Raw genomic sequence first — 23,221 nt, forward strand, 5'->3', positions numbered from 1 at the left:
CCCCGGGTCAATTCCATGAGCGCCCACAACCACGAACGCCGACTCGCGTCTCTGGAACGCTCCCGCTGGCCCCTGCCCAGCCTGGCTGTCCTCATCGCCCTGCTCGGCGTCGTCATTCCCCTGTGGCAGGCCACGGCTGCCAACTGAAGCCGACCAATCGGCGTGAGCCTGCACGTCTGGAACAGCGACAACGGCCCGCCCCCGCAGTCGGGGGCGGGCCGTTTTGTCGTACCCGGCCTCGGGCTCAAATCGAGATCTTGACCCGCTTGGCGATCTTGTTGAGCCGCGGGTTGCTGCGCTTGTGCAGCGACACCATCACACGGAACAGCTCCTGACTCGTCGGGTGAACCTTGGCGAGTTGCGGAGCAACATCCCAAGCCCTTTCCAAGGACTCCAGGGCGCCGTCACGATCCCCGAGGGCCAGGCGTGCCCGCGAGGTGTCCAGGTGCATCGGACCCACCCGCGTCGCGGGAAGCGTGATCTCCTGCCGCTGAAGATCCTGGGAGACCTGAAGTGCTTTGCTGTGCCTCCTGAGGTCACCCGATGTTGAGATGATGTGGATCGCGCTGTTCTGCGGGCCGAAGTGCATCTCATGCTTCATCACATCGGAATCGAACTCAGCGGCGTATCGTTCCGCCCGCGCGATGTGCTCATCAGCCGCCCTCTTGTCCCGCAGTCGGCCTGCGAGGGTCAGGCCCCGAAGGTGAAGACACCCCAGGCCGAACGCCCGCTCGGCTCCACTCAGCGTGGACTCCGCCTTCGTGATGGCTTGCTCGACCACGGCCAGGCCGCCCGCGAAGTCCCCATTGTTGAGGAACATGCCTGCCTGGTCACGTGCTGCCACGATCCCCACCAGCGGCGTGGCGCGCTCGGCGGCGAGCACCTGTTTGATGGAAGCCAGTTCGCAGAGGTCGAGCCACCTGTGACGGGCCGCCACCCAATAGACAGTGCTGTACGTGTCGGCCACCAGTGTCCAGGCTTCGGGCGTCCCGGTGGCGTGTGCGTGGTTCTGGGCGCGGCTCAAGAGGCTCGGGAGGAGCGCGAGGACTTCGGCAAGGTCCGTGTTGAAGCGGTGTGTGGTGAGCCTCGCGAGGTCGGCCTTCAGGTCTGCGACTGAACGAGGCGGTTCGCCTGCGAGATCGAAGCGGCGCATCGCCGCCCGAAGCTCCCTCAGGTTGTCCTCACTCGTCACCGGTGCTTTGCCCAAGACCTCGTCGAGAGTGATGTCCATTGCTGATGCGAGAGCGGCGGCCATCCCCTGAGTCAGGGCTCGGTCACCAACCTCGATCTTGCTCAGCATCGACAACGACACGCCAGCACGCCGGGCCAGCTGCACTTGGCTCAGGTTGTGCTCCTTGCGGAGGACAGCGACGTTCTTCCCCGGTCCCGGCATACGTTCCTCGTGGGTCATGAGGTCCCCTTCGGTGCGGTGGGTCGCTTCCATGTTCCCCGGATCTGCGCCTGGGTGCACCACCACTGTGCAACTTCTGTGCAAGTTCGGCTGGGGCGAACGGGAGTTGACTGGTCGTAAGCAGACAGTCACATCAAGGGGATGAGTGATGGGAACTGCGACTCAGCAGCATGCGCCGACCCGAGAGGAATCGGCTCGCACCATCGCCAAGAACGCCGTACCGGAGATCGAGGAAGCCCTCAAAGAGATGAGGGTGATCGGTGAGGTGACGGCGGACGGCATGCTCAACGGACACGGTTTGGTGCACATCACTCTGTGCTCCGGAGACGCGTACTCCTTCGCCCGGTGGGTTCGTGCCCGGGTCTGGGAGCAGGAAGAGGACGGCGCCGCGGCCGGTGAGGCGAGCCGTCGGTGAGCGAGACGCCTCGCGAGGCCATGCCGCCGGATGGCATGAGGATGTGGATCATCGGGCCGTCTCAGGTTCGGGTCGGTGATCTGTTCCGTATCGATGGTGCTTGGCGCCCGGTGAAGGACATGAGAGCGGTGCAGGAGACGCGGGTCCGATTCCTGCACTTCGCTGATCACGTGCCCGTGGCATTGAAACCGAACAGTGTCGTGAGGGTCTGCCGGAAGACCGACCGAACGAGCGTTCCGGCTCTGCGTCGCCTCGCCCGAGTCGAGTCGTCTGTCCGTTGGCGGGGGAGATGACTATGCCGCGCAGATGGTTTCGATTCATTCCGTTCAAGATTGCCCAAGATCTGACGGCGTGGCCGGAGTACGCGGCCCAATGCGTTTCGGGTGACGAGTCGGACTGTGGTGAGAAGTCCGGTTGGAAGGGGCACCCGGACGACATCGAAGAGTGGATGAAGAAGCACACGGAGCAGACGTTCCATCTCCGGTACCGCCGGCTCTTCGCGGACTTCGCTGAACTTGAACCGCCCGAGGACTTCGACCCTTCGAAGGTGGTACGGGGTGAGACCGTCCAGCACTGCCGAGCCCTGGACGGCCCCGCGCCAGTACCTGCGCTCGAACGTGCGGGCGTAACCCGTTAGATGCCTGCCCGGTCGCCCCCTTATCGATGGGCGGCGGCCGGGTGGGTCCAGCCCACCAACCAAGGAGAACTGTGGTCTTCCAACGCAGGGCCGGCAAGGTCGGAACGGGTTCGGACGGTATGTCCACCCGCAAAGACAAGTCCAGCCGCACGGCCGAGCCCAATCCGCACGGGAACCGCGCGGAGCGACGAGCAGCGGAGAAGGACGCGAAGAAGAACCGGGGCTAGCGAGCCCCACAGACGCTCGCCTGGTCGCACGTTCCGCGAAGGGGAGTCGGCCGGGCGGGCCAGCAAGTGCACGACGACGCAGGGCAGGGCCCTGCGTTGATCCACGTCAACGAGTGGAAGGGCACGAGCATGGCGACACCAGCGTTACCCGCCGAGCGGATCACCACGTCATTCCTGTGGGTGGACCTGACCCGGAAATGCCAGCTTGAATGCGATCACTGCTACAACGCGTCGGGGCCGACCGGCACTCACGGCACCATGTCCCGTGAGGACTGGATCAGCGTCCTGGACCAGGCCGCCGGCTGCGGCGTGACCGACGTGCAGTTCATCGGCGGTGAGCCGACCATGCACTCGCACTTCGCGGAGCTGGTGGACCACGCGCTGACCACCGGCCTGGACGTCGAGGTGTACAGCAACCTCGTCCACATCTCTCCGTCGCACTGGACCCTGTTCCAGCGCGAAGGGTGCGCGCTCGCCACGTCGTACTACTCGGCCAAGGCTGACGAGCACGACGCGATGACGAAGCGGCGCAGCCACCGCCTGACCCGGGCGAACATCGAAAAGGCCGTCCGGCTCGGCATCCCGCTGCGCGCCGGCATCGTCGGCGAGACCGATCAGCAGATCGCCGAAGCGCGCCGCGATCTGGAATCGCTCGGCGTCCAGCGGATCGGTGTGGACCGCGTCCGCCCCTTCGGGCGCGCTGCGTGCAGCCAGGAGCCGGACCCGTCTGCTCTGTGTGGCGGGTGTGGTGACGGCAGGGCTGCGATCGACCCGAGCGGCAACGTCTCGCCCTGCGTCTTCTCCACCTGGATGGGTGTCGGCAATGTCCGCGAGGACTCTCTCACCTCTATCCTGAGCGGTCCCACCCTGTCAGACGCCGTGAACTCTCTCCGAGAGGTCTGGGGGTGGGGCAAGGGCAAGGGCGGGGGTAAGGACAAGGGCGGCGGTCAGAGCAAGCCGTGCAACCCTGACTGTGTCCCGAAGAATCCGTGCGACCCGCGTGGGTGCGAGCCGAATGCGGAGTGCGGCCCGGGGACCCCGCGCAGCGAATGCAGGCCCAAGAACTGACGTAACCGAGGAGTCCCGACGTGGGTGACCTGCCCGATGGCCACTTCCGAGCGCTGATCTACCCGCACACCGGAGAAGTCACCCATGTTCGGGTTCCGGACCGGGGGTTCAGTTCGGACTTCGCTGCGGTCATCAACAGTGAGAAGGGCTCGTTCTTCGTCAAGGCCGTGTTCAACCAGCCGGGAGGACGACGGGACTCCATTCTCCGAGAACGGGAGATCAATCCCTACGTGACGCCTCTCTCGCCTTCGCTGCTGTGGAGCATTGATGGCGGAGACGACGTCGGATGGATCATCCTCGCGTTCGAAGTGATCGAAGAGCGCGGCTTGGACTTCGAACCGGGATCGCCGGATCTGCCTCTCGCCGTGGATCTCCTCAACCGGGCGTCGGCTCTAGAGCTGCCCGACGTCGCTCGGGACTGGCGGGAGGACCGGTGGGACGCGTACGCGAGTAGCGAAGACGAGCTGCCGTTTCTCCGCGGTGATTCCCTGCTTCACACCGACATCAACCCATCCAACTTGACGGTAGGGGATGCAGGCTCGTGGATCATCGATTGGGGATGGCCTACGTGCGGGCCTGCCTTCATCGATCCGGCCTGTTTCGTCGTGCAGCTGATCTCAGCCGGCCACTCTCCTGAGTCCGCCGAGTCTTGGGCTGCTGGATGCTCGGCATGGGCGAACGCAGACCCGAAGGCGATCGATGTGTTCGCCATGGCCGATCTGCGGATGGCTCGTGCTATCGCCAACCGACGTCCCGATGAGTCGTGGCTGATGGCCATGGCGGATGCGGGACAGGCGTGGGCGGACCACCGAGGCATCGTCGGGGCGTAGAAAGCACCCCTTGTCCGGTCGCGCACGGGCCCTTCCCGGAGCACTGGGGAGGGCCTGCTTTCTACAGGTCATATGGGACTACTCGGGCAATGGAATGGGGGCCGCGTTGCTCCGTTCGCGGCCGGGGTGGTCTGGGCGGAGGGTTGTACTGGCGGAGTTCGAGGAGATGGCCATGCCAGTGTCCGAATCTGCCGCAGCATCCCACGGCGCGGTGGATACTGGGGGCGAGCCGAGACCGTGGGCCGGCCGTAGGGCTGTGCACCTAGTCGTGCCCCCGGACCCCGGGCCGGCGGTCTCTCAGGGCTCGGCTGTTCTGGCCGGCCAGGGCAGCCGGTGCTGGCCGGGGACGCCTGGCCAGCACCACTGCTCCAACAAGGGTCCGCGGGCCCTGCACCAAAAGTGGTGTTCGGTGACGTTGTATGCCGGTCCGGACGCTGCTTCCGGTACCTGTTGGCGATCGGGCCAGCCGGCTCCGCCTCTTGGCCCAGTGGGCCCTACCTTCGACAGCGCCCCGGGGGAGTATGGGGCCCTCTGGTGAGATAGGGGGTGAGTGCGGATGCCGCCGACATCAGAGCGGTGCGCGGTACTCCAGCGGGCCCAGAGGATGAGCGATCACGCTCGTAGGCAATTCGCCGACGCGCAGCGGATGCGCGAGGACCTCACGGTGACCTTGGCCAGGGTCCGGCTGGCGGCTTCCGGCACGTCTCGCGAACCCACCAGGCCGCAAGCAAGGTCGGTACAGCCGCGAAGTTGAGCGAACGTCCCGGACGGCGCTGTTGAGTGATTGAGTGAACGATAGAGGTCTTCTCGCAACCAATCGGAGATGCCCTAAGCTGCCGAGTTGGCCATGTACCGCCGCCCCGTCCGGGCGGCCACCCCGAAGTGGGCGCCCAGCGTCTCGCCGGTGACCGTGACTCCACGCGCCTCCAGGTCGGCCATGGCCGCGCGTATCGTGGCAGCATCCGGTACGCTCCGGCCACGGTTGCCCCAGTGTCCTCGGCCGCTACTGGCAGCGGCTGGCTGCCCGTCAGAGGCCACCAGAGCAAGGCCAGGGAGCGTGTCCGGTTCGCAGGTGTCCTCCCTGGCCACCGCCTCCGTGGCTACCGGCTGGGTGGCCACATCCACCAGGCGGCCACCGGCCGCTGCGGCGGCCGCGGCCACTGACTCCGGGATGGCCGCCGACTCATCAGCGGCCACTGTGGCCGCGGTCGGCGAACCGTTCACGGCCGCCGAGTCCGCAGCTGCCCCGGGGCCGTCGGCCACGGCCTCCGTACCGGCGGCCGTCCCGGCCGGGTGGCCACCAGCCTCTGAAGTAGCCATGGCCTTCGCCTTTTTCACCGTCGCAGCGGCCGAACTACCGGCCACTCTGGCCGTCGGGTGTGGCATGTGCATCAGGTGCGCCACCACGACTGGCGGGGTTGCGGACACGGCGGCCACCAGCCATGCGGACTCGTGAACGTACCCGGCAGCCATCAGGTGCGCGGTCACCTGGAAGGCCAGGGCCAGCACGAGGGCCGCGAGGGCGCCGGCCACTGCTGAGCGCCGTGCCGGCGTGCCCTTCGGCACTTTCCTAGCGGCGTAGGCCGCTACGGCCCCGTACACCGACACCACCACGGGCATTACCCAGGCCACGGCCGGTACCCAGCCCGCGGCCACCGCAAGGTCATACTCGCCCGGCGCGGACATCGCGAGCGCGCTGGCCAGGACGAGCCACTGGTACCAGGGCATCCGTTCGTCGGTCACTGCCCCGCCTCCGTCGCCTGCGCCCGCAGCCTGGCGAGGACCGCGTTGCCCGCGTCATCGCACGTCTCACACAGGAACTGTCCACGGACGCGGACGAACGGCCCGGCGTCGTCGCCGCAGTCCCAACACTCAAGAGGCCCGTAGTAGTTCACGCCGCCACCTCCGCCCGGCGCGCACGCAGCAGCTCACGGACGGCTGCGCCGCCGCGCACCGCGGCATCGATGGCGTCAACGGCACCGGCGTCAGCGTTCACACAGCGGCACGACGGGCACAGCGTCTCGCCGTCCACCGGCCGGAAAAGGCGCGGCTGTACGTGCTCCCCGGCGCACTCCCGCATCTGCGCCACACGCGGGCCCGCAGCCGCAGCAGCCGCGCGACGGTCGGCCTCATGCTGCTCAGCAAAGGTCGCCGCAGACGGCATTTTCCGCGTCAGGCGGTCGCGCACCAGCCCGGCCGGGCTGCGCACCACGTCCGGCAGTCCCGAGGTCAACGCCTCGCGAAGGTCCGGCATGCCGCCGCCACGCTGGAACCACTCGCCGGCCAGGGGCGCAAGCTTCTCCACGTCCCGACCGGAGAGACGAAGACGTGGTTCGGCATGCGTGACAGCAGCGAGAGCGAGCCCGCCGCGCTCCACCGGCGGCGGCACCGGGCACACCGGGCTCTGCGCCGTGACGGAGAAGCTTTCCCCCTCCCGCCCCGCTACCGCAGGAGCGCCGTCGGTGCTGGGCTCCGGCTCATCCGAAGGGGCAGGGGTGGGAAGGTTGCAGGTCTTCTTCTCAGTCTTCTTAGGGGAGCGGCCGGCGGCCCGGCGGCTCGGCTCACCGGTGGCCGGAGACGGGGCACTCGGACGCCCGTCCCGGACCGCTTCGGCCTCAGCGGCCGTCAACGGCACGTTGCTGATCATCTGGTCCGTGACCCAGCGGCCCCCGTCGGCCTGCCGGCGCCACTCGTGAAGAAAGCCCTCGGCAACAAGCTCACGCTTGGCCCGGGTAACCGCGGACTTCCCGATGGAGGCCCGCTGCGCCGTCTTCGACAGCGGTTCCAGCGCCTCGTCCGGCAGGGACAGCGCCCAGGCCAGCAGCCGGACTGCGTCCGACGACAGGCGGGGGTGCCGAATGATCTCGTTGGGCACCTGCGAATAGAACCGCGCAGGCGAGATAGCATGCCTAAGCATCCCGGGGTCTCCTAGCGACCTCGTGGTGAAGACCCCCGGTCGGTGTTACCAGCACCTCCGGGGGTCGCTCCGTTTCTGGCACGAAGCAACCTGATGCGTGGCACCGTACCCCATGATCGGCTGGGACTTCGAGGCCGCCCTGGACGCGAGTTGCCCCCGCCAGGGGGCGCCGGCGGGGGCACGCTCCGGTCTCGAACCTGGGGGGAATCTGGGGAGAATCGGGGGAGCGCGGGGGAGAACTTGGGGGGTTCGAGCCCGCAAAACGTGGGACGCTGTGAAACGCTCTGAAACGGTATCTGTACAGGTCAGAGCCCGTATGGAGCGCTCTGACCTGCACAGACGGTTCGTCACCTGCTTAAAGAGCATGAACAAGCACATGAAGCGGGTCGACTTCGTCGAGGATTCGGAGGGGGCCGGTGCGGTTCAGGGGGACAAGGGTGCGGCCTGATCTTCGGCTGCGGGCCGTCCTGGGCTGATCGCGCAGTTCCCCGCGCCCCTTACGGGGCGGGGTGATGTCCCGTGCGCCAGGATGGACCCATGTCCAACCGCCTGGCGCACGAGACGTCCCCCTACCTTCTCCAGCACGCCGACAATCCGGTCGACTGGTGGCCCTGGTCCCCCGAGGCCTTCGCGGAGGCGCGGCGGCGGGACGTGCCCGTGCTGCTGAGCGTGGGGTATTCGAGCTGCCACTGGTGTCACGTGATGGCCCACGAGTCCTTCGAGGACCCCGCGGTCGCCGCGCTGATCGACGAGCACTTCGTCGCGGTCAAGGTCGACCGCGAGGAGCGGCCCGACGTCGACGCCGTCTACATGGAGGCCGTCCAGGCCGCCACGGGGCAGGGCGGCTGGCCGATGACCGTCTTCCTCACGCCCGAGGCCGAGCCCTTCTACTTCGGCACCTACTTCCCGCCGGCCCCGCGCCACGGCATGCCCGGCTTCCCGCAGGTGCTGGAGGGCGTGCGGGCCGCCTGGCGCGACCGGCGCGACGAAGTGGGCGAGGTCGCGCAGCGCATCGTGCGCGACCTCTCCGAGCGCACCCTCACCGTCGACACCTCCCGTGCACCCGGCGAGGAGGAGGCGCACGCCGCGCTGCTGGGCCTGACCCGCGACTTCGACACGGTCAACGGCGGCTTCGGCGGGGCACCCAAGTTCCCGCCGTCCATGACGCTGGAGTTCCTGCTGCGCCACCACGCCCGCACGGGCTCGGCGGCGGCCCTGGAGATGACGCAGGCCACCTGCGAGGCCATGGCGCGCGGCGGGATCTACGACCAGCTCGGCGGCGGCTTCGCCCGTTATGCGGTGGACGCCACCTGGACGGTGCCGCACTTCGAGAAGATGCTCTACGACAACGCCCTGCTGTGCCGCGTCTACGCGCACCTGTGGCGCGTCACCGGGTCCGGCCTGGCCCGGCGCATCGCCCTGGAGACCGCGGACTTCATGATCCGCGAACTGCGCACCGACCAGGGCGGGTTCGCGTCCGCGCTGGACGCCGACAGCGACGACAGCACCGGTCGGCACGTCGAGGGCGCGTACTACGTGTGGACGCCCGAGCAGCTGCGCGCGGTGCTGGGCGAGCAGGACGCGGCCCTGGCCGCCGTCCACTTCGGCGTCACGGAGGAGGGCACCTTCGAGGAGGGCGCCTCCGTGCTCCAACTCCCCGACACCGAGGAGCTCCTGGACGCCGCACGGCTCGCCTCCGTGCGGGAGCGGCTGCTGGCCGCGCGCGAGGCGCGGCCGCGCCCCGGCCGGGACGACAAGGTGGTGGCCGCCTGGAACGGCCTGGCCGTCGCGGCCCTCGCCGAGTGCGGCGCGTACTTCGACCGCCCTGACCTGGTCCAGGCCGCCACGGACGCGGCCGACCTGCTCGTCCGTACCCACATGGACTGGCAGGCCCGGCTCTTCCGCACCTCGCTGGACGGCACCGCGGGCGGCCATGCGGGCGTCCTGGAGGACTACGCGGACGTCGCCGAGGGCTTCCTCGCCCTGTCCGCCGTGACCGGCGAGGGTGTCTGGGTCGACTTCGCGGGCCTGCTCCTCGACACCGTCCTGATCCGCTTCACGGCGGAGGACGGCACGTTGTACGACACCGCCGACGACGCCGAGGCGCTCATCCGCCGCCCGCAGGACCCCACCGACAACGCCGTGCCGTCCGGCTGGACGGCCGCGGCCGGAGCGCTCCTGTCCTACGCGGCGTACACGGGCAGCGCCCCGCACCGCGAGGCGGCCGAGAAGGCGCTGGGCGTCGTCCGCACCCTCGCCCCGCGGGCCCCGCGGTTCATCGGCTGGGGCCTGGCGGTGACGGAGGCCCTGCTGGACGGCCCCCGCGAGGTGGCGGTGGTGGGCCCCGGCGACCACCCCGGCACGCGTGAACTCCACCGCACGGCCCTGCTGTCCCCGGCCCCGGGCGCGGTGGTGGCCCTGGGCGAACCGGGCGCGGCCCCGGTGGAGGTGCCGCTCCTGGAGGGGCGGGACCTGCTGGACGGGCGGCCGGCGGCGTACGTGTGCCGGCACTTCACGTGCGACGCGCCGACGGTGGACGCGAAGCTCCTGGCGGAGAAGCTGGGTGCCCCGTAAGGGGCGCGGGGCAAAACCCCGGGGGACGTCAACTGTGGGTGCGTCGTGGCCGGTCGCGCAGTTCCCCGCGCCCCTTACGGGGCGCCCGGGGCGCCGGCTCACAACGTCAGCCCGCGCCCCAGTACGTCCAGCGCCTTGTCGAACAGGGCCGCCAGATCCTCGGTCTGCCCCGTGTCGACCCAGTGCATCATCGCCTCCTGCATCGCCCCGAGCACCGCGGCGATCACGATCCGCACTTCGAGGTCGTCCGGGGTTCTCCCCGTCCGCTCGGCCAGGACGCGGCACAGCATGACCGCCGACTCCGCCTGCCCCTCCGCGGCGCGGCCCCGCAGGGCCGGGACCTCGCGGATCAGCTTCGTGCGCTGCCGCAGCTCGACGATGTCCGTGTCGACGACGTGCTGCAGAGACTCCCGCAGGCAGTGCCGGATCGCCACGACCGGGGTCTCGTCGGCCGGGCGTGCCCGCATGGCCGCCTCCATCACCGGGTCGTACTCGTCGGTGAGGACGATGTCCTCCTTGGTCGGGAAGTAGCGGAAGACCGTGCTGGGGGAGACGTCCGCGGCCTCGGCGATCTGGTCGACCGGCGTGGCGTCGTAGCCCTGCCTCTCGAACAGCCGGTAGGCGGCATGCCGGATCGCCTGCCGGGTCTGGATCTTCTTCCGCTCGCGGAGCCCGAGTCCGGGGCCGGGCTGTGCGGGGGAGGACGTCTGTGCTGAGGCCATGGGGGCATTCTCAGGCATCGTTGACGCGCTCCCTGCCCTGAAGGCGGGGATTCCTACCACGGTCGGCTGACCGTCTCGGTGGCTTCCTGCTTCAACGCGCTGTGCCGGGACCGGGGCCCCGGTCTTACCTGTGCTCGGCGAGGCGTTTAGTGTCTCCGCCCGTCCGGCGGCGACGATCCGGCGTCCTTCGATCAGGACGTTTTTGGCTGCGTTGTGGTCCCGGTCGTGTCGGGTGCCGCAGCTGGCGCATGTCCATGAGCGGACGTGGAGGGGCTTGGGTCCGTCCCGGAAGCCGCAGGCCGAGCAGACCTGTGACGACGGGAACGACCGGTCCACTCTGGCGAAGGTCCGGCCATGTCCGGCGGCTTTGTACTCCAGCATGGCGACGAACTGGGTCCATCCGGCGTCGTGCACGGACTTGGCGAGCCGGGTACGGCCGAGGGCCCTGGCGGAGAGCGTCTCCACGAACACCGCTTGGCTGTCGCGGATGATCTGGGTGGAGAGCTTGTGCTGCCAGTCCCGGCGCCGGTCCGCCACGCGGGCGTGCTGGCGTGCGACCTTCTTGCGGGCCTTGTCCCAGTTGTTGCTGCCCCTGGCCTTGCGGCTGAGGGCCTTCTGCATGCGCCTGAGCTTCTTCTCGGCCCGGCGCAGGAACCTGGGGGAGGCGATCTTACGGCCGTCGGAGAGGACGGCGAAATGGTTCAGGCCCAGGTCGATCCCGGTAGCCGTGCCGGCCTCGGGAAGGATGTCCGGGACGGTGTCGACGACGAACGAGGCCCAGTACCGCCCGGCAGCGTCCATGGTGATTGTCACGGACGTCGGGGTGGCGGGCAGCGTGCGCGACCACCTCACCCGCAGATCGCCGACCTTCGCCACGTAAAGGCGGCCGTTCGGCCGGATACTGAAACCGTTCGCGGTGAGCCGGATCGACTGCCTGCGGTCTTTGCGGGACTTGAAACGCGGGGGCGCGATCTTCGGTCCTTTGCGTTTGCCGGTGAGCGAGGAGAAGAAGTTCCGGTAGCCGGTGTGCAGATCCCGCAGGGACTGCACCAGCACCACTGAGGACACCTCGGACAGCCACGCCCGCTCCTCGGTGTGTTTCGCGAGCGTGATGACCTGCTTCTGCAGGTCGGTGTCCTTGATGTACGGCAGCCCCGCCGCATGGGCCTCCTGCCGGGCACGGAGCCCGTCGTTGAACACCACGCGAGCGCACCCGAACGCCTTCGCCAGCGCAACGCGCTGACAAGACCCGGGATACACGCGGAAGTTGTACCGGAGCTGCACACACAGGACCGTATCGCCCGTTCCATGACCGCGGAGAATGCTTATGGATTTAGCAGACAAACACGTAGCTCCATGATAGAGATCCATGAATCCGCCAAAACGCCCGGCCTGGCGGCCGGGCATGGCCCGAGGGCGCGCTAACCCCGGCCTGAGGGAGCCGAGTCGGCCGCGGTGGACGCCGGCGATCAGACTGTCCAGCGCCGCCACCCCGACCGCGCCGGACATCTGGCGGAGCGTCATCAGCAGCCCGGAGCCGCTGCCCGCGCGCTCGAGGGGGAGGGTGCCGAGGGCGCCGTCGATAGCGGGGATGATGCCGAAGGTGACGGGCAGCCGCAGGAAGGTGATGAGGGTCGCGGCCGCGGTGTTCCAGCGGAAGCCGCAGTGCCGGGCAGGGCGCCGTGTCCGCCGGTCGATCTTGACGGCGCCCTGATTGTCAGTGGGGTGTGTGACCCTGTGTGCAGGGCAGGGGAACGGTCAGTGAGACCGAAAAGCCTGGAAAGAGGGGGTCGTTGATGAGTGGCGTCGTCTATGCACTGCTCGTGGTGCTGTGTGTCGCGGGGTATGTGATCGCCGGTGAGATCGCGGTGCTGGCCGTGGCCGTGGCGGGGATCGGGGGCCTGGCATGGCGAGTGGCCGCGGCCTCGAGGCCGCGGCCACTGCGAAAGGTCCGTCGGGAGCGCGGTGCGCGCGGTGCGTCAGGCGTGCGAATAGGCGACGAGTGAGATGCCCACGTAGTGCGCGACGAAGGCGGCCAGGGTGAGTGAGTGGAAGACCTCGTGGAAGCCGAACCAGCGCGGCGAGGGGTTGGGGCGCTTGATCCCGTAGATCACCCCGCCCGCGCTGTAGAGCAGGCCGCCGACGATCACCAGGACGAGGACGGCGATGCCGCCCTTGCGCAGGAAGTCGGGGAGGAAGAAGACGGCGGCCCAGCCCATGGCGATGTAGCAGGGGGTGTAGAGCCAGCGGGGCGCGCCGACCCAGAAGACGCGGAAGGCTATGCCGGCGGCCGCCGCCGCCCAGACCGCCCACAGCAGGATCCGGCCCCTGCTGCCGGGGACCAGCAGCATGGTCAGCGGGGTGTAGGTGCCCGCGATGATCAGGAAGATGTTGGCGTGGTCGAGGCGGCGGAGCACGCCTTCCGCGCGCGGACCCCAGTTGCCGCGGTGGTAGAGCGCGCTGATGCCGAAGAGCAGGCAGGCGCTCAACACGTAGACGGCGCAGGCGATCCGGCCGCGGGGACTGTCGGCCAGGGCGGTCAGCAGGACGCCGGACACCAGTACGGCGGGGAACATTCCGGCGTGCAGCCAGCCGCGCAGCCGCGGCTTGGCCGGGGCCGGGGTCGAAGTGGAATCCTGCGGGGCGCCGGGGGCAGGGGCGTCGGTGGAGGCGGCGTTCGCGGCACCGGCGAAAGCGGAGGACGCGGTGGACGCTGCGTCGGGCGCGGGAGTCATGGGCGTCATGCTACCTACGCAACCGTAGGTTACGGATCAGTACCACGTGGCGATGGTCACGGGGGTGCCCCCTGGACAGAAGCTGAACGGAGTCGGATGATCAAATGAGTGCGGGCGGCACCGGATGAGCGGTCACGAAGCGTCTGGGTCGCAGCCCCCAAGGGGCGACAGTGTGCAAAGGCGGACTTTCCGGCGTTCCGGCCCGAGTCCGTTCCACCCTCAACATCTGACGCCGGGCAGTGTGGACCCGGCGGGACGGAGCGATCGTGGCGCGCATCAGTGCGGCTCCCACCACCCCCACCCACCACCAGGAGCTGCTCTCCTGGGTCGACGAGATCGCCGCCCTCACCCAGCCGGACCGCGTGGTCTGGTGCGACGGCTCGGAAGCGGAATACGAGCGCCTGTGCGGGGAGCTCGTCGCCAAGGGCACCTTCCGGAAGCTCGACCCGGTCAAGCGCCCCAACTCCTACTACGCCGCCTCCGACCCGAGTGACGTGGCGCGCGTCGAGGACCGCACCTTCATCTGCTCCGCGAAGGAGGAGGACGCGGGCCCCACCAACCACTGGAAGGCGCCCGCCGAGATGCGGGAGATCTTCGCCGGGGAGAAGGGCCTGTTCCGCGGCTCCATGCGCGGACGCACCATGTACGTCGTGCCCTTCTGCATGGGCCCGCTCGGCTCGCCGCTGTCCGCGATCGGCGTCGAGATCACCGACTCCGCCTACGTCGCCGTCTCCATGCGCACCATGACCCGCATGGGCCGGGACGTGCTCGACGAGCTCGGCACGGACGGCTTCTTCGTCAAGGCCGTCCACACGGTCGGCGCCCCGCTGGAGCAGGGGTCCGAGGACGTCCCCTGGCCCTGCAACACCACCAAGTACATCTCGCACTTCCCCGAGGACCGCGAGATCTGGTCCTACGGCTCCGGCTACGGCGGCAACGCCCTGCTGGGCAAGAAGTGTTACGCCCTGCGCATCGCCTCCGTCATGGCGCGGGACGAGGGCTGGCTCGCCGAGCACATGCTCATCCTCAAGCTCACCCCGCCCCAGGGCGAGTCCAAGTACGTGGCCGCCGCCTTCCCCTCCGCCTGCGGCAAGACCAACCTCGCCATGCTCGAACCCACCGTCTCCGGCTGGACGGTGGAGACCATCGGCGACGACATCGCCTGGATGCGCTTCGGCGAGGACGGCCGCCTCTACGCCATCAACCCCGAGGCCGGCTTCTTCGGCGTCGCCCCCGGCACCGGCGAGAACACCAACGCCAATGCCATGAAGACCCTTTGGGGCAACTCGATCTTCACCAACGTCGCCCTCACCGACGACGGCGACGTGTGGTGGGAGGGCATGACCGAGGAGCAGCCCGCCCACCTCACCGACTGGCGGGGCAACGACTGGACGCCGGAGAGCGGCACCCCCGCCGCCCACCCCAACGCCCGCTTCACCGTGCCGGCTTCGCAGTGCCCGATCATCGCGCCCGAGTGGGAGGACCCCAAGGGCGTGCCGATCTCGGCCATCCTCTTCGGCGGCCGCCGCGCCACCGCCGTCCCGCTGGTGACCGAGTCCCTCAGCTGGCAGCACGGCGTCTTCCTCGGAGCCAACGTCGCCTCCGAGAAGACCGCCGCCGCCGAGGGCAAGGTCGGCGAGCTGCGCCGCGACCCGTTCGCCATGCTGCCGTTCTGCGGCTACAACATGGGCGACTACATGGGCCATTGGCTCGAGGTCGGCCAGGCTGCGATCTCCAAGGGGGACCAGTCCAAGCTCCCCAAGATCTACTACGTCAACTGGTTCCGCAAGGACGCGGGCGGCCGCTTCGTGTGGCCGGGCTTCGGCGAGAACAGCCGCGTGCTGAAGTGGATCGTCGACCGCATCGACGGCCGCGCGGAGGGCGTCGAGACGCCGATCGGCATCCTGCCGACGAAGGCCGCCCTCGACACGGCGGGCCTCGACATCTCCGAGGCCGACCTCGACCTGCTCCTCACCGTCGACGCGGACGTGTGGCGCGAGGAGGCGGCGCTGGTGCCGGAGCACCTGAACACCTTCGGTGAGCACACGCCGAAGGAGCTGTGGGACGAGTACCGGGCGCTGGTGCAGCGCCTCGGCTGACGGGCGGGGGTCTGGGGGCAAGCCCCCAGGCCCCGTTGTGAGTCGACTGCGGCGTCGGCTGCGGTTGCTCGCGCCCGCGCGGCGGAGCCGCAAATTCAGCAGAGCCCCGCGCCCCTTAAGGGGCGCTCACTCCGTGATGCCCAGCGCTTCCGCATGCGCCTGCATGCGTTCCGCGGCAAGTGCCGCGCCCTCCTCGTCGCCGCGTCCTGTGGCGACCACCAGTGCCTGGCCCGCCAGCATGTGGGCTCGCTGGTGCAGAGCCGTGACGGGTGTGCCCCCGGCAACGGTCGGCACCGCCCGCAGTGGTGCGGCTCCCCGCAGACGTTCCACCTGCCGCGCCAAGCGGCACCCGGCCTCGTCGAGCCCGGCCGCAGGCGCCACGGCGCGCAGCTCGTCCGTGACCGTGAGCAGTGCGGTCAGATGCCAGGCCAGCCGCGCGTCCAGTTCCTCCTGGCGGGAGCGGTGCGGGCCGCGGTGAGGGCCGTGCGTATGGACCGACTTCGTGCGGATCGGCTCGTACATGGATGGCCTCCAAAATTACCTCTGAAGGCCATCCTAACTTAGACGGCGTCTAAAGTTGTCCCGGAATCAAAGCGATCAGGCCTGGGAGTAGCCGTCCAGGAAGTTCCCGATCCGGGTCACCGCGTCCGCCAGGTCCTTGGTGCTGGGCAGTGTGACCAGGCGGAAGTGGTCCGGCTCCGGCCAGTTGAAGCCCGTGCCGTGGACGACCATGATCTTCTCGGCGCGGAGCAGGTCCAGCACCATCTGCCGGTCGTCCTTGATCTTGTAGACCTTGGGGTCGAGTCGCGGGAACGCGTACAGCGCGCCCTTCGGCTTGACGCAGCTGACGCCCGGGATCTGCGTCAGCAGTTCGTACGCCACGTCGCGCTGCTCCACCAGCCGCCCGCCCGGCAGTACCAGGTCGTTGATCGACTGCCGGCCGCCGAGGGCCGTGGCCACCGCGTGCTGGGCGGGCATGTTGGCGCACAGCCGCATGTTGGCGAGGATCGTCAGGCCCTCGATGTAGCTCTCGGCGTGGGCCTTCGGGCCGCAGACCGCCATCCAGCCGCTGCGGTAGCCGGCCACCCGGTAGGCCTTGGAGAGGCCGTTGAAGGTGAGGGTCAGCAGGTCGGGGGCGATGGCGGCGGTCGGGGTGTGGGTGGCGCCGTCGTAGAGGATCTTGTCGTAGATCTCGTCGGAGCAGACGATCAGGTTGTGGCGGCGGGCGATCTCCGTCAGGCCGCGCAGCATCTCGTCGTCGTAGACCGCACCCGTGGGGTTGTTGGGGTTGATGATGACGAGCGCCTTGGTGCGGTCGGTGACCTTGCGCTCGATGTCCGCCAGGTCCGGCATCCAGTCCGCCTGCTCGTCGCAGCGGTAGTGCACGGCCGTGCCGCCCGCGAGCGAGACCGAGGCCGTCCACAGCGGGTAGTCCGGGGCCGGCACGAGGACCTCGTCGCCGTCGTCGAGCAGGGCCTGCATCGACATCTGGATCAGCTCGGAGACGCCGTTGCCGAGGTAGACGTCCTCGACGGAGAGCTCGATGCCCTTGGTCTCGTAGTGCTGCACCACCGCGCGCCGGGCGGCCGGCAGGCCCTTGGCGTCGCCGTAGCCGTGGGCGTTGCCGACGTTGCGCAGCATGTCCTCGAGGATCTCCGGCGGGCAGTCGAACCCGAAGATCGCCGGGTTGCCGGTGTTCAGCTTGAGGATGCGGTGCCCTGCTGCCTCCAGCCGCGTTGCCTCCTCGAGCACCGGGCCACGGATTTCGTAGCAGACGTTGGCGAGCTTCGTTGACTGGATCACCTGCATGACGGCCACCTTAAGGGCGCCGCGCGCCCGGCGCTCGGGCATTACGACCCCACTTCCGGCGCCCGCCGGCCGCGGATCAGCCCGCCGGAGTGCGCCGCACCGAGCGGCCCGCGAGGATGTCTGTCCGGCGCCCGTCTTTCATCACAAAGCGACCGTCGATGAGGACAAAAGGAATGCCGGTCGGAAGCACCCTCGGGGCTTCGAAAGTGGAGCCGGCGGCTACGGTTTCCGGATCGAAGAGTACGAGGTCGGCGCGGTGTCCCTCCCGTACGAGACCCCGGTCGGGCAGCCGCAGCCGGGCCGCAGGACGGGACGTGAGATGCGCCACGCTCTCCTCCAGGGAGAGCACGCCCAGCTCGCGCGCATACCGGCCGAGGTAGTGCGGGAACGTTCCGTAGGCGCGCGGATGCGGCTTCGCTCCGTGCAGGATGCCGTCGCTTCCGCCCGTGTGGACCCGGTGCTGCATGATCGCCCGGACGTTCTCCTCGTGGCCGACGTGCTGCAGGATCGTCGTCCCCAGCCGGTCCTCGCGGAGCAGCCGCCGCGCCGTCGCCCACGGCTCCTCGCCGCGCTCGCGGGCGGATGCGGCGACGCTCTTCCCGACGTGACCGGCGAGATGCGGGCGGGCCACCCCGGAGATCTCGATCGTCTCCCAGTCGATGGGCACCCCGTGACACCCGTCCGAACCCTCCACCTCCATCGCGTGCCGGATCCGGGCCGCGGTGCCGTCGTCCGCCAGCCGCGCCAGCGCGGCCTCCGGACCGCCCTCGTTCGCCCAGCCCGGCAGCATGGCGGCGAGCGTGGTGCAGCCCGGGGTGTAGGGGTACGTGTCCAGCGAGATGTCCGCACCCTCGGCGAGCGCGGCGTCGAGCAGGGCCAGCAACTCCGCGGCCCGGCCCTTGTTCACCTCGAAGTTGAGGGTGGCGTGCGCCAGGTGCAGGGCGCACCCGGCGGTGCGGGTGACGTCGATCATCTCGGCGTACGCGGCGAGGGCGCCCGCGCCGTACGAACGGTGATGGGGGCAGTAGTAGCCGCCGTACCGGGCCACCACCCGGCACAGCGCGGTCAGTTCGGCATCGGTGGCGTACATGCCCGGGGTGTATGTGAGCCCCGAGGACAGGCCCACCGCGCCCTGTTCGAGGCCCTCGGCGACGAGCGCCTGCATGTGCGCGGTCTCGGCCTCGGTGGCGGGCCGGTCCTCCCAGCCGACGGCCAGCATCCGGACGGTGCCCTGGGGGATCAGGTAGGCGGCGTTCACGGCGGTGCCGGCGTCCAGGCGGTCGAGATATTCGCCGACCGTGCGCCAGGTGAAGTCCGCGTCGCGGCCCGCACCGTTCCAGCCGGCGATCTGGGCACGGACCCGGGCGAGGGTGCGGTCGTCGACGGGTGCGTACGACAGGCCGTCCTGGCCGACGACTTCGAGGGTGACGCCTTGTGCGGCTTTCGCCTCGTGGGAGGGGTCGGTGAGGAGGGCCAGGTCGCTGTGGGCGTGCATGTCGATGAAGCCGGGCGCCAGCGCCAGGCCTGTGGCGTCCAGGGTGCGGGGTGCTGAGGGGCGCGGGCCTTTGCCCTCACGGGCGATTGCCGCGATGCGGCCTTCGTGCAGGGCCACGTCGGCCCGGTACGACGGGCCGCCCGTGCCGTCGATGACGCGGGCGTTGCGGAGGACGGTGTCCATGGCGGGGTGCCTCCTGTGTGCGGGTAACACGGGGTGGCCGCGGGGTGGTTGCGGCCGGTGGTCGGGTTGTGCCCACCCTCCCCCAGCTACCGCTGGGAGGTGCCCCCAGCCCTGCGGAACGCCTGCCCACACCACGAGGTGCGGTACGTGCCCCGAAGGGGCGCGGGGAACTGCGCGACCAGCCACGACGGACCCGCAGTCGTAGAGGGGGACTGGGGGCTCGCCCCCAGGAAGCGGCGAAAGGGTGGGACCGGGGCCCTAGGGCGTGTCCGATGGGTCGGCACGGGCCCTGCGGCGCCTGGTACGGCGCCTCGCCGCGTTGTCGCATCACCCGAGTACGCCCAGTACGCGGATGATGCTCCGCCTTGCGATCCACCGCACCAGACACCGCAGGACCCGCACCGACCCATCGGACACGCCCTAGAAGAACGTCCGCACGAACTCCGTCACCGTCCCGTCCTCCTCCACGAGTGGGATCAACTGCCACTTGTCGAACGTCGTGCACGGGTGCGACACCCCGAGCCCCACCCAGTCGCCGACCTCCAGCTCCGCGCCCTGTTCCAGGGCGACGAACGCGTGCTGGTCCGCCAGGGCCGTGATCGTCATGCCGGAGGCGGGCCGCACCGCGCCGTCCCGGGCCGAGCGGACGAGGTGGACCTCCGGCAGGCCGAGGTCGTACGGTGCATCCCGCTTGCCGGCGTTGAGGAACGCCTTGCCCGGTTCCGGGCAGGAGACGACCTGTGCCCACAGCCGGAACGCCGGCTGCAAGTCACCCTCGCCCACAAGGCGGTTGAACGGCGTCTTGTTGCGGTACTGCCCGTCGTCGTGCGTGATGTACGCCCCCGACCGCAGCAGCTTCAGCACCGGCGCCGACAGGGGCGGCAGTTCCGCGAAGGCCTCGCCCACCGCGTCGAACCACGCGCTGCCGCCCGCGCTGACGACGATCTCCTCGGTGCCTGCGAAGCGGCCCGCTTTGTCGAAGGCGGCGGCCAGGGCGACGAGCCGGCGCAGCCAGGCGCCGACGCGCTCGGCGTTCGCGTCCGGGACCTCGGCCTCGTAACAGGAGACGCCCACCAGTCGCAGGGTGCCCGTGGCCGCGACCGCGTCCGCGACGGCCTCGCACTCCGCCTCCGTGCGGGCGCCCGTGCGGCCGCCCTGGACGCCGAGTTCGACGACGACGTCGAGCGGGCGGGCGGCCCCGGCGGTGCGCAGGGCCGCGTCCATCAGCTCGACGCCGCGCACCGAGTCGACGTACAGGACCAGTCGGACGTCCGGGTGGGCGGTCAGCTCGCCCGCGAGCCAGCGCAGCGCCGCCGCGTCCACGACCTCGTTGGCGAGGAAGATCCGCCGGATCCCGAAGGCGCGGTAGACGCGCACCTGGGAGATCGTGGCGGCCGTGATGCCCCACGCGCCGTGTGCGATCTGGCGCTCGAAGAGCTGCGGCGCCATGGACGTCTTGCCGTGCGGGGCGAAGGCCAGACCGTGCCCGGCGGACCAGCGTTCCATGACGCGCAGGTTGTGATCGAGCGCCTCGGCGGAGAGGACGAGCACGGGCGCGGTGAACCCGCCGGTGAACAGCGAGCGCCGTTCGGCCGCCAGTTCGCCCACCGTGCGGCCCTCCGCATCCGGAGGAAGCCCCTTGAAGCGGTGGTCGACCCGTTCCAGGGCGAGGCGGGCGACGGCGTCGGACATGGGGCCTCCCTGTGAAGCACGAAGTGAAGCACGAAGAGCACGAGGCGCGTTGCAATATGTGCAACGCCCGTTGCGTGTGACGCTCGTCGCTGTCTAACATCCCCGCGAGTACCGGGTCAACGGTGTCGAGCGCTCCGCGGGAGCGGGAAACGTCGGGGCGCGATCACGCTGAGCAGAACCGTGACAGACGGACGGAGGGGCCGGTGAGCACAGCCAGAACCGACGTCGTGTGCCTCGGCGAATCCCTCGTCGCCTTCCGCCCCGTGCGCCCCGGCCCCCTCGCGGACGTCCCCGCCTTCGAGCGCGGCATCGGCGGCGCCGAGTCCAACGTGGCCTGCGCGCTGGCCCGCTGCGGGCACCGCACCCGCTGGATCGGCCGGGTCGGCGCGGACGGCTTCGGTACGCACCTGGTGGACGCCATCGCCGCCCACGGGGTCGACGTCTCCGCCGTCCAGCGCGACCCGGACCGCCCCACCGGCGTCTACTTCCGCACGGCGGGGGAGCGGGCCACCACCCTGGCCGCCGACCGTTCCCTCTCCGAAGTCGCCTACTACCGCGCCGGATCCGCCGCCTCCGCGATGTCCCCCGCACTCGTACCGCGCGAAACCGCCTGGTCGGGCCGCATCCTGCACCTCACCGGCATCACGGCGGCCCTCTCCGCCGGGTGCCGCGACCTGCTCCGCCACCTGACCGCCCGCGCCCCCGGCCGCCCCCTGCTCTCCTTCGACGTCAACTACCGCGCCGCCCTGTGGCGCAGCAGCCCCGAAGGCCCCGCCGTCCTCGCCGACCTCGCCCGCCGCTGCGACCTGGTCTTCGTCGGCGAGGACGAGGCGGAAGCGGCCTGGGGCCTGCACGGCGCCGCCGCGATCCGGGCCGCCCTGCCCGAACCCGGCCTCCTGGTCGTCAAGCACGGGGCACAGGGAGCGACGGCCTTCGCGCGGGACGGCGGAGCCGTCGTCGTCCCCGCCCCCGCCGTCGACGTCGTCGCCCCCGTGGGCGCCGGCGACGCCTTCGCCGCCGGGTTCCTCTCCGCCACCCTGCGCGGACTCCCGCTGCCCGCACGGCTCCGCCACGGCCACCTGACGGCCGCAGCCGCGCTCACCGTGCCCGGCGACCTCGGCGAGCCCCCCGCCCGCGACCTCGCCGACCGGCTGGCCGCACTGGACGACACCGCCTGGAACGCCCTCCGCATCGCCCGACACTCAGGACCCGCCGCATGAGCCAGACCGTCGACCGCGCCCTCAGCATCCTGCCCCTGCTCGCCGAGGGCCCCGCCAACCTGGAGCAGGTCGCGCAGCGGCTCGGCGTCCACAAGTCGACCGCACTGCGCCTGCTGCGCACCCTGCACGCCCACGGCATGGTCCACCGGCAGCAGGACCAGCGCTACCGCCTCGGCGCCCGCCTGTTCGCCCTCGCCCAGCAGGCCGCCGAGGGCCTCGACATCCGTGAGACCGCCCACCCGCACCTCGTCGCCCTCAACGAACTCTGCGGCCACACCGTCCACCTGGCGGTCCACGAGGAGGGCGAGGTCGTCTACATCGACAAGATCGAGAGCCGCTACCCGGTGCGCATGTACTCCCGCATCGGCAAGCCCGTCGCCATCACCGTCGCCGCCGTCGCCAAACTCCTGCTGGCCGGCCTTCCCGAGCCCGAACGGCGCGCCGTCGCCGAACGCCTCGACTACCCCGCGTACACTCCCCGCTCGACCCCGAACGCCGCCGCATTCCTCAAGGAACTGGCGACCGTCCGCGCACAGGGCTGGGCCACCGACTTCGGCGGCCACGAGGAGTCCATCAACTGCATCGGCGCCCCCGTCCACGGTGTGGACGGACGCGTCGTCGCAGCCTGTTCCGTCTCCGCGCCCAACGTCGTCGTCACCGCCGACGAACTCCTCGCCCTGCTCCCGCTGGTGCGCCGCACCGCGGAGGCGATCAGCGCGGACCACGCGGGACGCACCCCACCGACCCACGCACCGAGGTGACCGAATGACCGTCAAGATCGCCGTCACGCCGACCGGCCACACCACCCCGCCCGCCAAGTTCTCCCACGGCGTGCGCAAGGGCAACATCCTCCAGGTCGCCGGCCAGGTCGGCTTCCTGCCCGCAATGGAGGGCCAGGCCCCCGTCGTCGCGGGCCCGACCCTCCGCGAACAGACCCTCCAGACCCTCACCAACGTCCAGGCCGTCCTGGAGGCGGGCGGCGCGAGCTGGGAGGACGTGCTGATGCTGCGCGTCTACCTCACCGACACCGCCCACTTCGCCGAGATGAACACTATCTACGACGACTACTTCGCCACCCTCCAGGGCCCGCCCGCCGCCCGCACCACCGTCTACGTCGGCCTGCCCAAGGGCCTGTTGATCGAGATCGACGCGCTCGCGGTCCTGGGCTGAGACACCGGGGCAGGCCG

General features: G+C 70.1%; 19 protein-coding genes and 1 pseudogene. 9 read left to right on the forward strand and 11 right to left on the reverse strand.

Annotation, left to right across the window (positions count from 1 at the left end; translation table 11 throughout):
* Window positions 1-244 precede the first annotated feature (244 nt).
* Window positions 245-1,411, reverse strand: coding sequence for a helix-turn-helix domain-containing protein (locus ACLHRZ_RS07525; protein ID WP_490417493.1), 1,167 nt, complete (start codon window positions 1,409-1,411; stop codon window positions 245-247).
* A 148-nt stretch (window positions 1,412-1,559) separates the two neighbouring features.
* Between ACLHRZ_RS07525 and ACLHRZ_RS07530 the strand changes: the two genes are divergently transcribed.
* The 4 genes from ACLHRZ_RS07530 (at window position 1,560) to ACLHRZ_RS07545 (ending at window position 4,588) form a co-directional block, all read left to right on the forward strand.
* Entirely contained in the window at window positions 1,560-1,826 is a 267-nt protein-coding gene (locus ACLHRZ_RS07530) for a hypothetical protein (RefSeq protein WP_490417494.1), read from the forward strand.
* A 295-nt stretch (window positions 1,827-2,121) separates the two neighbouring features.
* Window positions 2,122-2,463: a DUF7848 domain-containing protein gene (locus ACLHRZ_RS07535; RefSeq protein WP_490417495.1), complete on the forward strand. Its 342-nt coding sequence runs from the start codon at window positions 2,122-2,124 to the stop codon at window positions 2,461-2,463.
* Window positions 2,464-2,786: 323 nt separating this feature from the next.
* Complete coding sequence (locus ACLHRZ_RS07540; RefSeq protein WP_490417496.1) at window positions 2,787-3,758, forward strand: radical SAM/SPASM domain-containing protein; 972 nt, start codon at window positions 2,787-2,789, stop codon at window positions 3,756-3,758.
* Between the two features lie 20 nt (window positions 3,759-3,778).
* Window positions 3,779-4,588, forward strand: coding sequence for a phosphotransferase (locus ACLHRZ_RS07545; protein ID WP_490417497.1), 810 nt, complete (start codon window positions 3,779-3,781; stop codon window positions 4,586-4,588).
* 828 nt (window positions 4,589-5,416) lie between these two features.
* Here ACLHRZ_RS07545 and ACLHRZ_RS07550 read toward each other — a convergent pair.
* From ACLHRZ_RS07550 to ACLHRZ_RS07560, 3 genes are read right to left on the reverse strand one after another with little or no spacing between them, the layout of a single operon-like run.
* Window positions 5,417-6,331, reverse strand: coding sequence for a hypothetical protein (locus tag ACLHRZ_RS07550; RefSeq protein ID WP_490417498.1), 915 nt, complete (start codon window positions 6,329-6,331; stop codon window positions 5,417-5,419).
* Window positions 6,328-6,483, reverse strand: a complete 156-nt coding sequence (locus ACLHRZ_RS07555) for a hypothetical protein (protein WP_490417499.1) — start codon at window positions 6,481-6,483, stop codon at window positions 6,328-6,330. Before ACLHRZ_RS07555 ends, ACLHRZ_RS07550 begins: the two co-directional genes overlap by 4 nt.
* Entirely contained in the window at window positions 6,480-7,463 is a 984-nt protein-coding gene (locus ACLHRZ_RS07560) for a hypothetical protein (RefSeq protein WP_490417500.1), read from the reverse strand. The genes ACLHRZ_RS07555 and ACLHRZ_RS07560 overlap by 4 nt, the downstream gene beginning before the upstream one ends.
* Window positions 7,464-8,042: 579 nt before the next feature.
* Between ACLHRZ_RS07560 and ACLHRZ_RS07565 the strand changes: the two genes are divergently transcribed.
* A complete protein-coding gene (locus ACLHRZ_RS07565; protein WP_490417501.1) occupies window positions 8,043-10,079 on the forward strand; it encodes a thioredoxin domain-containing protein in 2,037 nt (678 codons plus the stop codon).
* A 98-nt stretch (window positions 10,080-10,177) separates the two neighbouring features.
* Here ACLHRZ_RS07565 and ACLHRZ_RS07570 read toward each other — a convergent pair whose 3' ends face one another.
* The 3 genes and pseudogenes from ACLHRZ_RS07570 to trhA form a co-directional block, all read right to left on the reverse strand.
* Window positions 10,178-10,819, reverse strand: coding sequence for a TetR/AcrR family transcriptional regulator (locus ACLHRZ_RS07570; RefSeq protein WP_490417761.1), 642 nt, complete (start codon window positions 10,817-10,819; stop codon window positions 10,178-10,180).
* 27 nt (window positions 10,820-10,846) lie between these two features.
* Window positions 10,847-12,085: pseudogene (locus ACLHRZ_RS07575) on the reverse strand (RNA-guided endonuclease InsQ/TnpB family protein); the annotation flags it as partial.
* 695 nt (window positions 12,086-12,780) lie between these two features.
* Complete coding sequence (trhA, locus tag ACLHRZ_RS07580; protein ID WP_490417502.1) at window positions 12,781-13,545, reverse strand: PAQR family membrane homeostasis protein TrhA; 765 nt, start codon at window positions 13,543-13,545, stop codon at window positions 12,781-12,783.
* Between the two features lie 257 nt (window positions 13,546-13,802).
* Between trhA and ACLHRZ_RS07585 the strand changes: the two genes are divergently transcribed.
* Window positions 13,803-15,635, forward strand: coding sequence for a phosphoenolpyruvate carboxykinase (GTP) (locus ACLHRZ_RS07585; RefSeq protein WP_490417503.1), 1,833 nt, complete (start codon window positions 13,803-13,805; stop codon window positions 15,633-15,635).
* A 126-nt stretch (window positions 15,636-15,761) separates the two neighbouring features.
* On the opposite strand, the gene ACLHRZ_RS07590 is transcribed toward ACLHRZ_RS07585, so the two are convergent.
* From ACLHRZ_RS07590 to ACLHRZ_RS07605, 4 genes are all read right to left on the reverse strand, one after another.
* Window positions 15,762-16,157, reverse strand: a complete 396-nt coding sequence (locus tag ACLHRZ_RS07590) for an SCO4983 family protein (protein WP_490417504.1) — start codon at window positions 16,155-16,157, stop codon at window positions 15,762-15,764.
* A 75-nt stretch (window positions 16,158-16,232) separates the two neighbouring features.
* A complete protein-coding gene (locus tag ACLHRZ_RS07595) occupies window positions 16,233-17,444 on the reverse strand; it encodes a pyridoxal phosphate-dependent aminotransferase (RefSeq protein WP_490417505.1) in 1,212 nt (403 codons plus the stop codon).
* A 76-nt stretch (window positions 17,445-17,520) separates the two neighbouring features.
* Window positions 17,521-19,122, reverse strand: a complete 1,602-nt coding sequence (locus ACLHRZ_RS07600; protein WP_490417506.1) for an N-acyl-D-amino-acid deacylase family protein — start codon at window positions 19,120-19,122, stop codon at window positions 17,521-17,523.
* A gap of 420 nt (window positions 19,123-19,542) precedes the next feature.
* Window positions 19,543-20,814 (reverse strand): amino acid deaminase, encoded by a 1,272-nt coding sequence (locus ACLHRZ_RS07605; protein ID WP_490417507.1) that lies wholly within the window; start codon window positions 20,812-20,814, stop codon window positions 19,543-19,545.
* A 203-nt stretch (window positions 20,815-21,017) separates the two neighbouring features.
* On the opposite strand from ACLHRZ_RS07605, the gene ACLHRZ_RS07610 reads away from it, so the two are divergent.
* The 3 genes from ACLHRZ_RS07610 to ACLHRZ_RS07620 are packed head-to-tail and all read left to right on the forward strand — an operon-like array spanning window position 21,018 to window position 23,204.
* Window positions 21,018-22,034 carry a sugar kinase gene (locus tag ACLHRZ_RS07610; RefSeq protein ID WP_490417508.1) on the forward strand — a complete coding sequence of 339 codons (1,017 nt, stop codon included), beginning with the start codon at window positions 21,018-21,020 and terminating at the stop codon, window positions 22,032-22,034.
* Entirely contained in the window at window positions 22,031-22,795 is a 765-nt protein-coding gene (locus ACLHRZ_RS07615) for an IclR family transcriptional regulator (RefSeq protein WP_490417509.1), read from the forward strand. The genes ACLHRZ_RS07610 and ACLHRZ_RS07615 overlap by 4 nt, the downstream gene beginning before the upstream one ends.
* 4 nt (window positions 22,796-22,799) lie before the next feature.
* Window positions 22,800-23,204: a RidA family protein gene (locus tag ACLHRZ_RS07620; RefSeq protein ID WP_490417510.1), complete on the forward strand. Its 405-nt coding sequence runs from the start codon at window positions 22,800-22,802 to the stop codon at window positions 23,202-23,204.
* Window positions 23,205-23,221 lie beyond the last annotated feature (17 nt).

The organism is Streptomyces sp. AM25 (genome assembly GCF_058146165.1).

Coding starts and splice junctions, on each gene's coding strand:
- ACLHRZ_RS07530 (WP_490417494.1), top strand. CDS start 1,560: ATGGGAACTGCGACTCAGCAGCATGCGCCGACCCGAGAGGAATCGGCT.
- ACLHRZ_RS07590 (WP_490417504.1), bottom strand. CDS start 16,157: ATGTACGAGCCGATCCGCACGAAGTCGGTCCATACGCACGGCCCTCAC.
- ACLHRZ_RS07620 (WP_490417510.1), top strand. CDS start 22,800: ATGACCGTCAAGATCGCCGTCACGCCGACCGGCCACACCACCCCGCCC.
- ACLHRZ_RS07615 (WP_490417509.1), top strand. CDS start 22,031: ATGAGCCAGACCGTCGACCGCGCCCTCAGCATCCTGCCCCTGCTCGCC.
- ACLHRZ_RS07600 (WP_490417506.1), bottom strand. CDS start 19,122: ATGGACACCGTCCTCCGCAACGCCCGCGTCATCGACGGCACGGGCGGC.
- ACLHRZ_RS07525 (WP_490417493.1), bottom strand. CDS start 1,411: ATGACCCACGAGGAACGTATGCCGGGACCGGGGAAGAACGTCGCTGTC.
- ACLHRZ_RS07605 (WP_490417507.1), bottom strand. CDS start 20,814: ATGTCCGACGCCGTCGCCCGCCTCGCCCTGGAACGGGTCGACCACCGC.
- ACLHRZ_RS07570 (WP_490417761.1), bottom strand. CDS start 10,819: ATGCCTGAGAATGCCCCCATGGCCTCAGCACAGACGTCCTCCCCCGCA.
- ACLHRZ_RS07535 (WP_490417495.1), top strand. CDS start 2,122: ATGCCGCGCAGATGGTTTCGATTCATTCCGTTCAAGATTGCCCAAGAT.
- trhA (WP_490417502.1), bottom strand. CDS start 13,545: ATGACGCCCATGACTCCCGCGCCCGACGCAGCGTCCACCGCGTCCTCC.
- ACLHRZ_RS07595 (WP_490417505.1), bottom strand. CDS start 17,444: ATGCAGGTGATCCAGTCAACGAAGCTCGCCAACGTCTGCTACGAAATC.
- ACLHRZ_RS07565 (WP_490417501.1), top strand. CDS start 8,043: ATGTCCAACCGCCTGGCGCACGAGACGTCCCCCTACCTTCTCCAGCAC.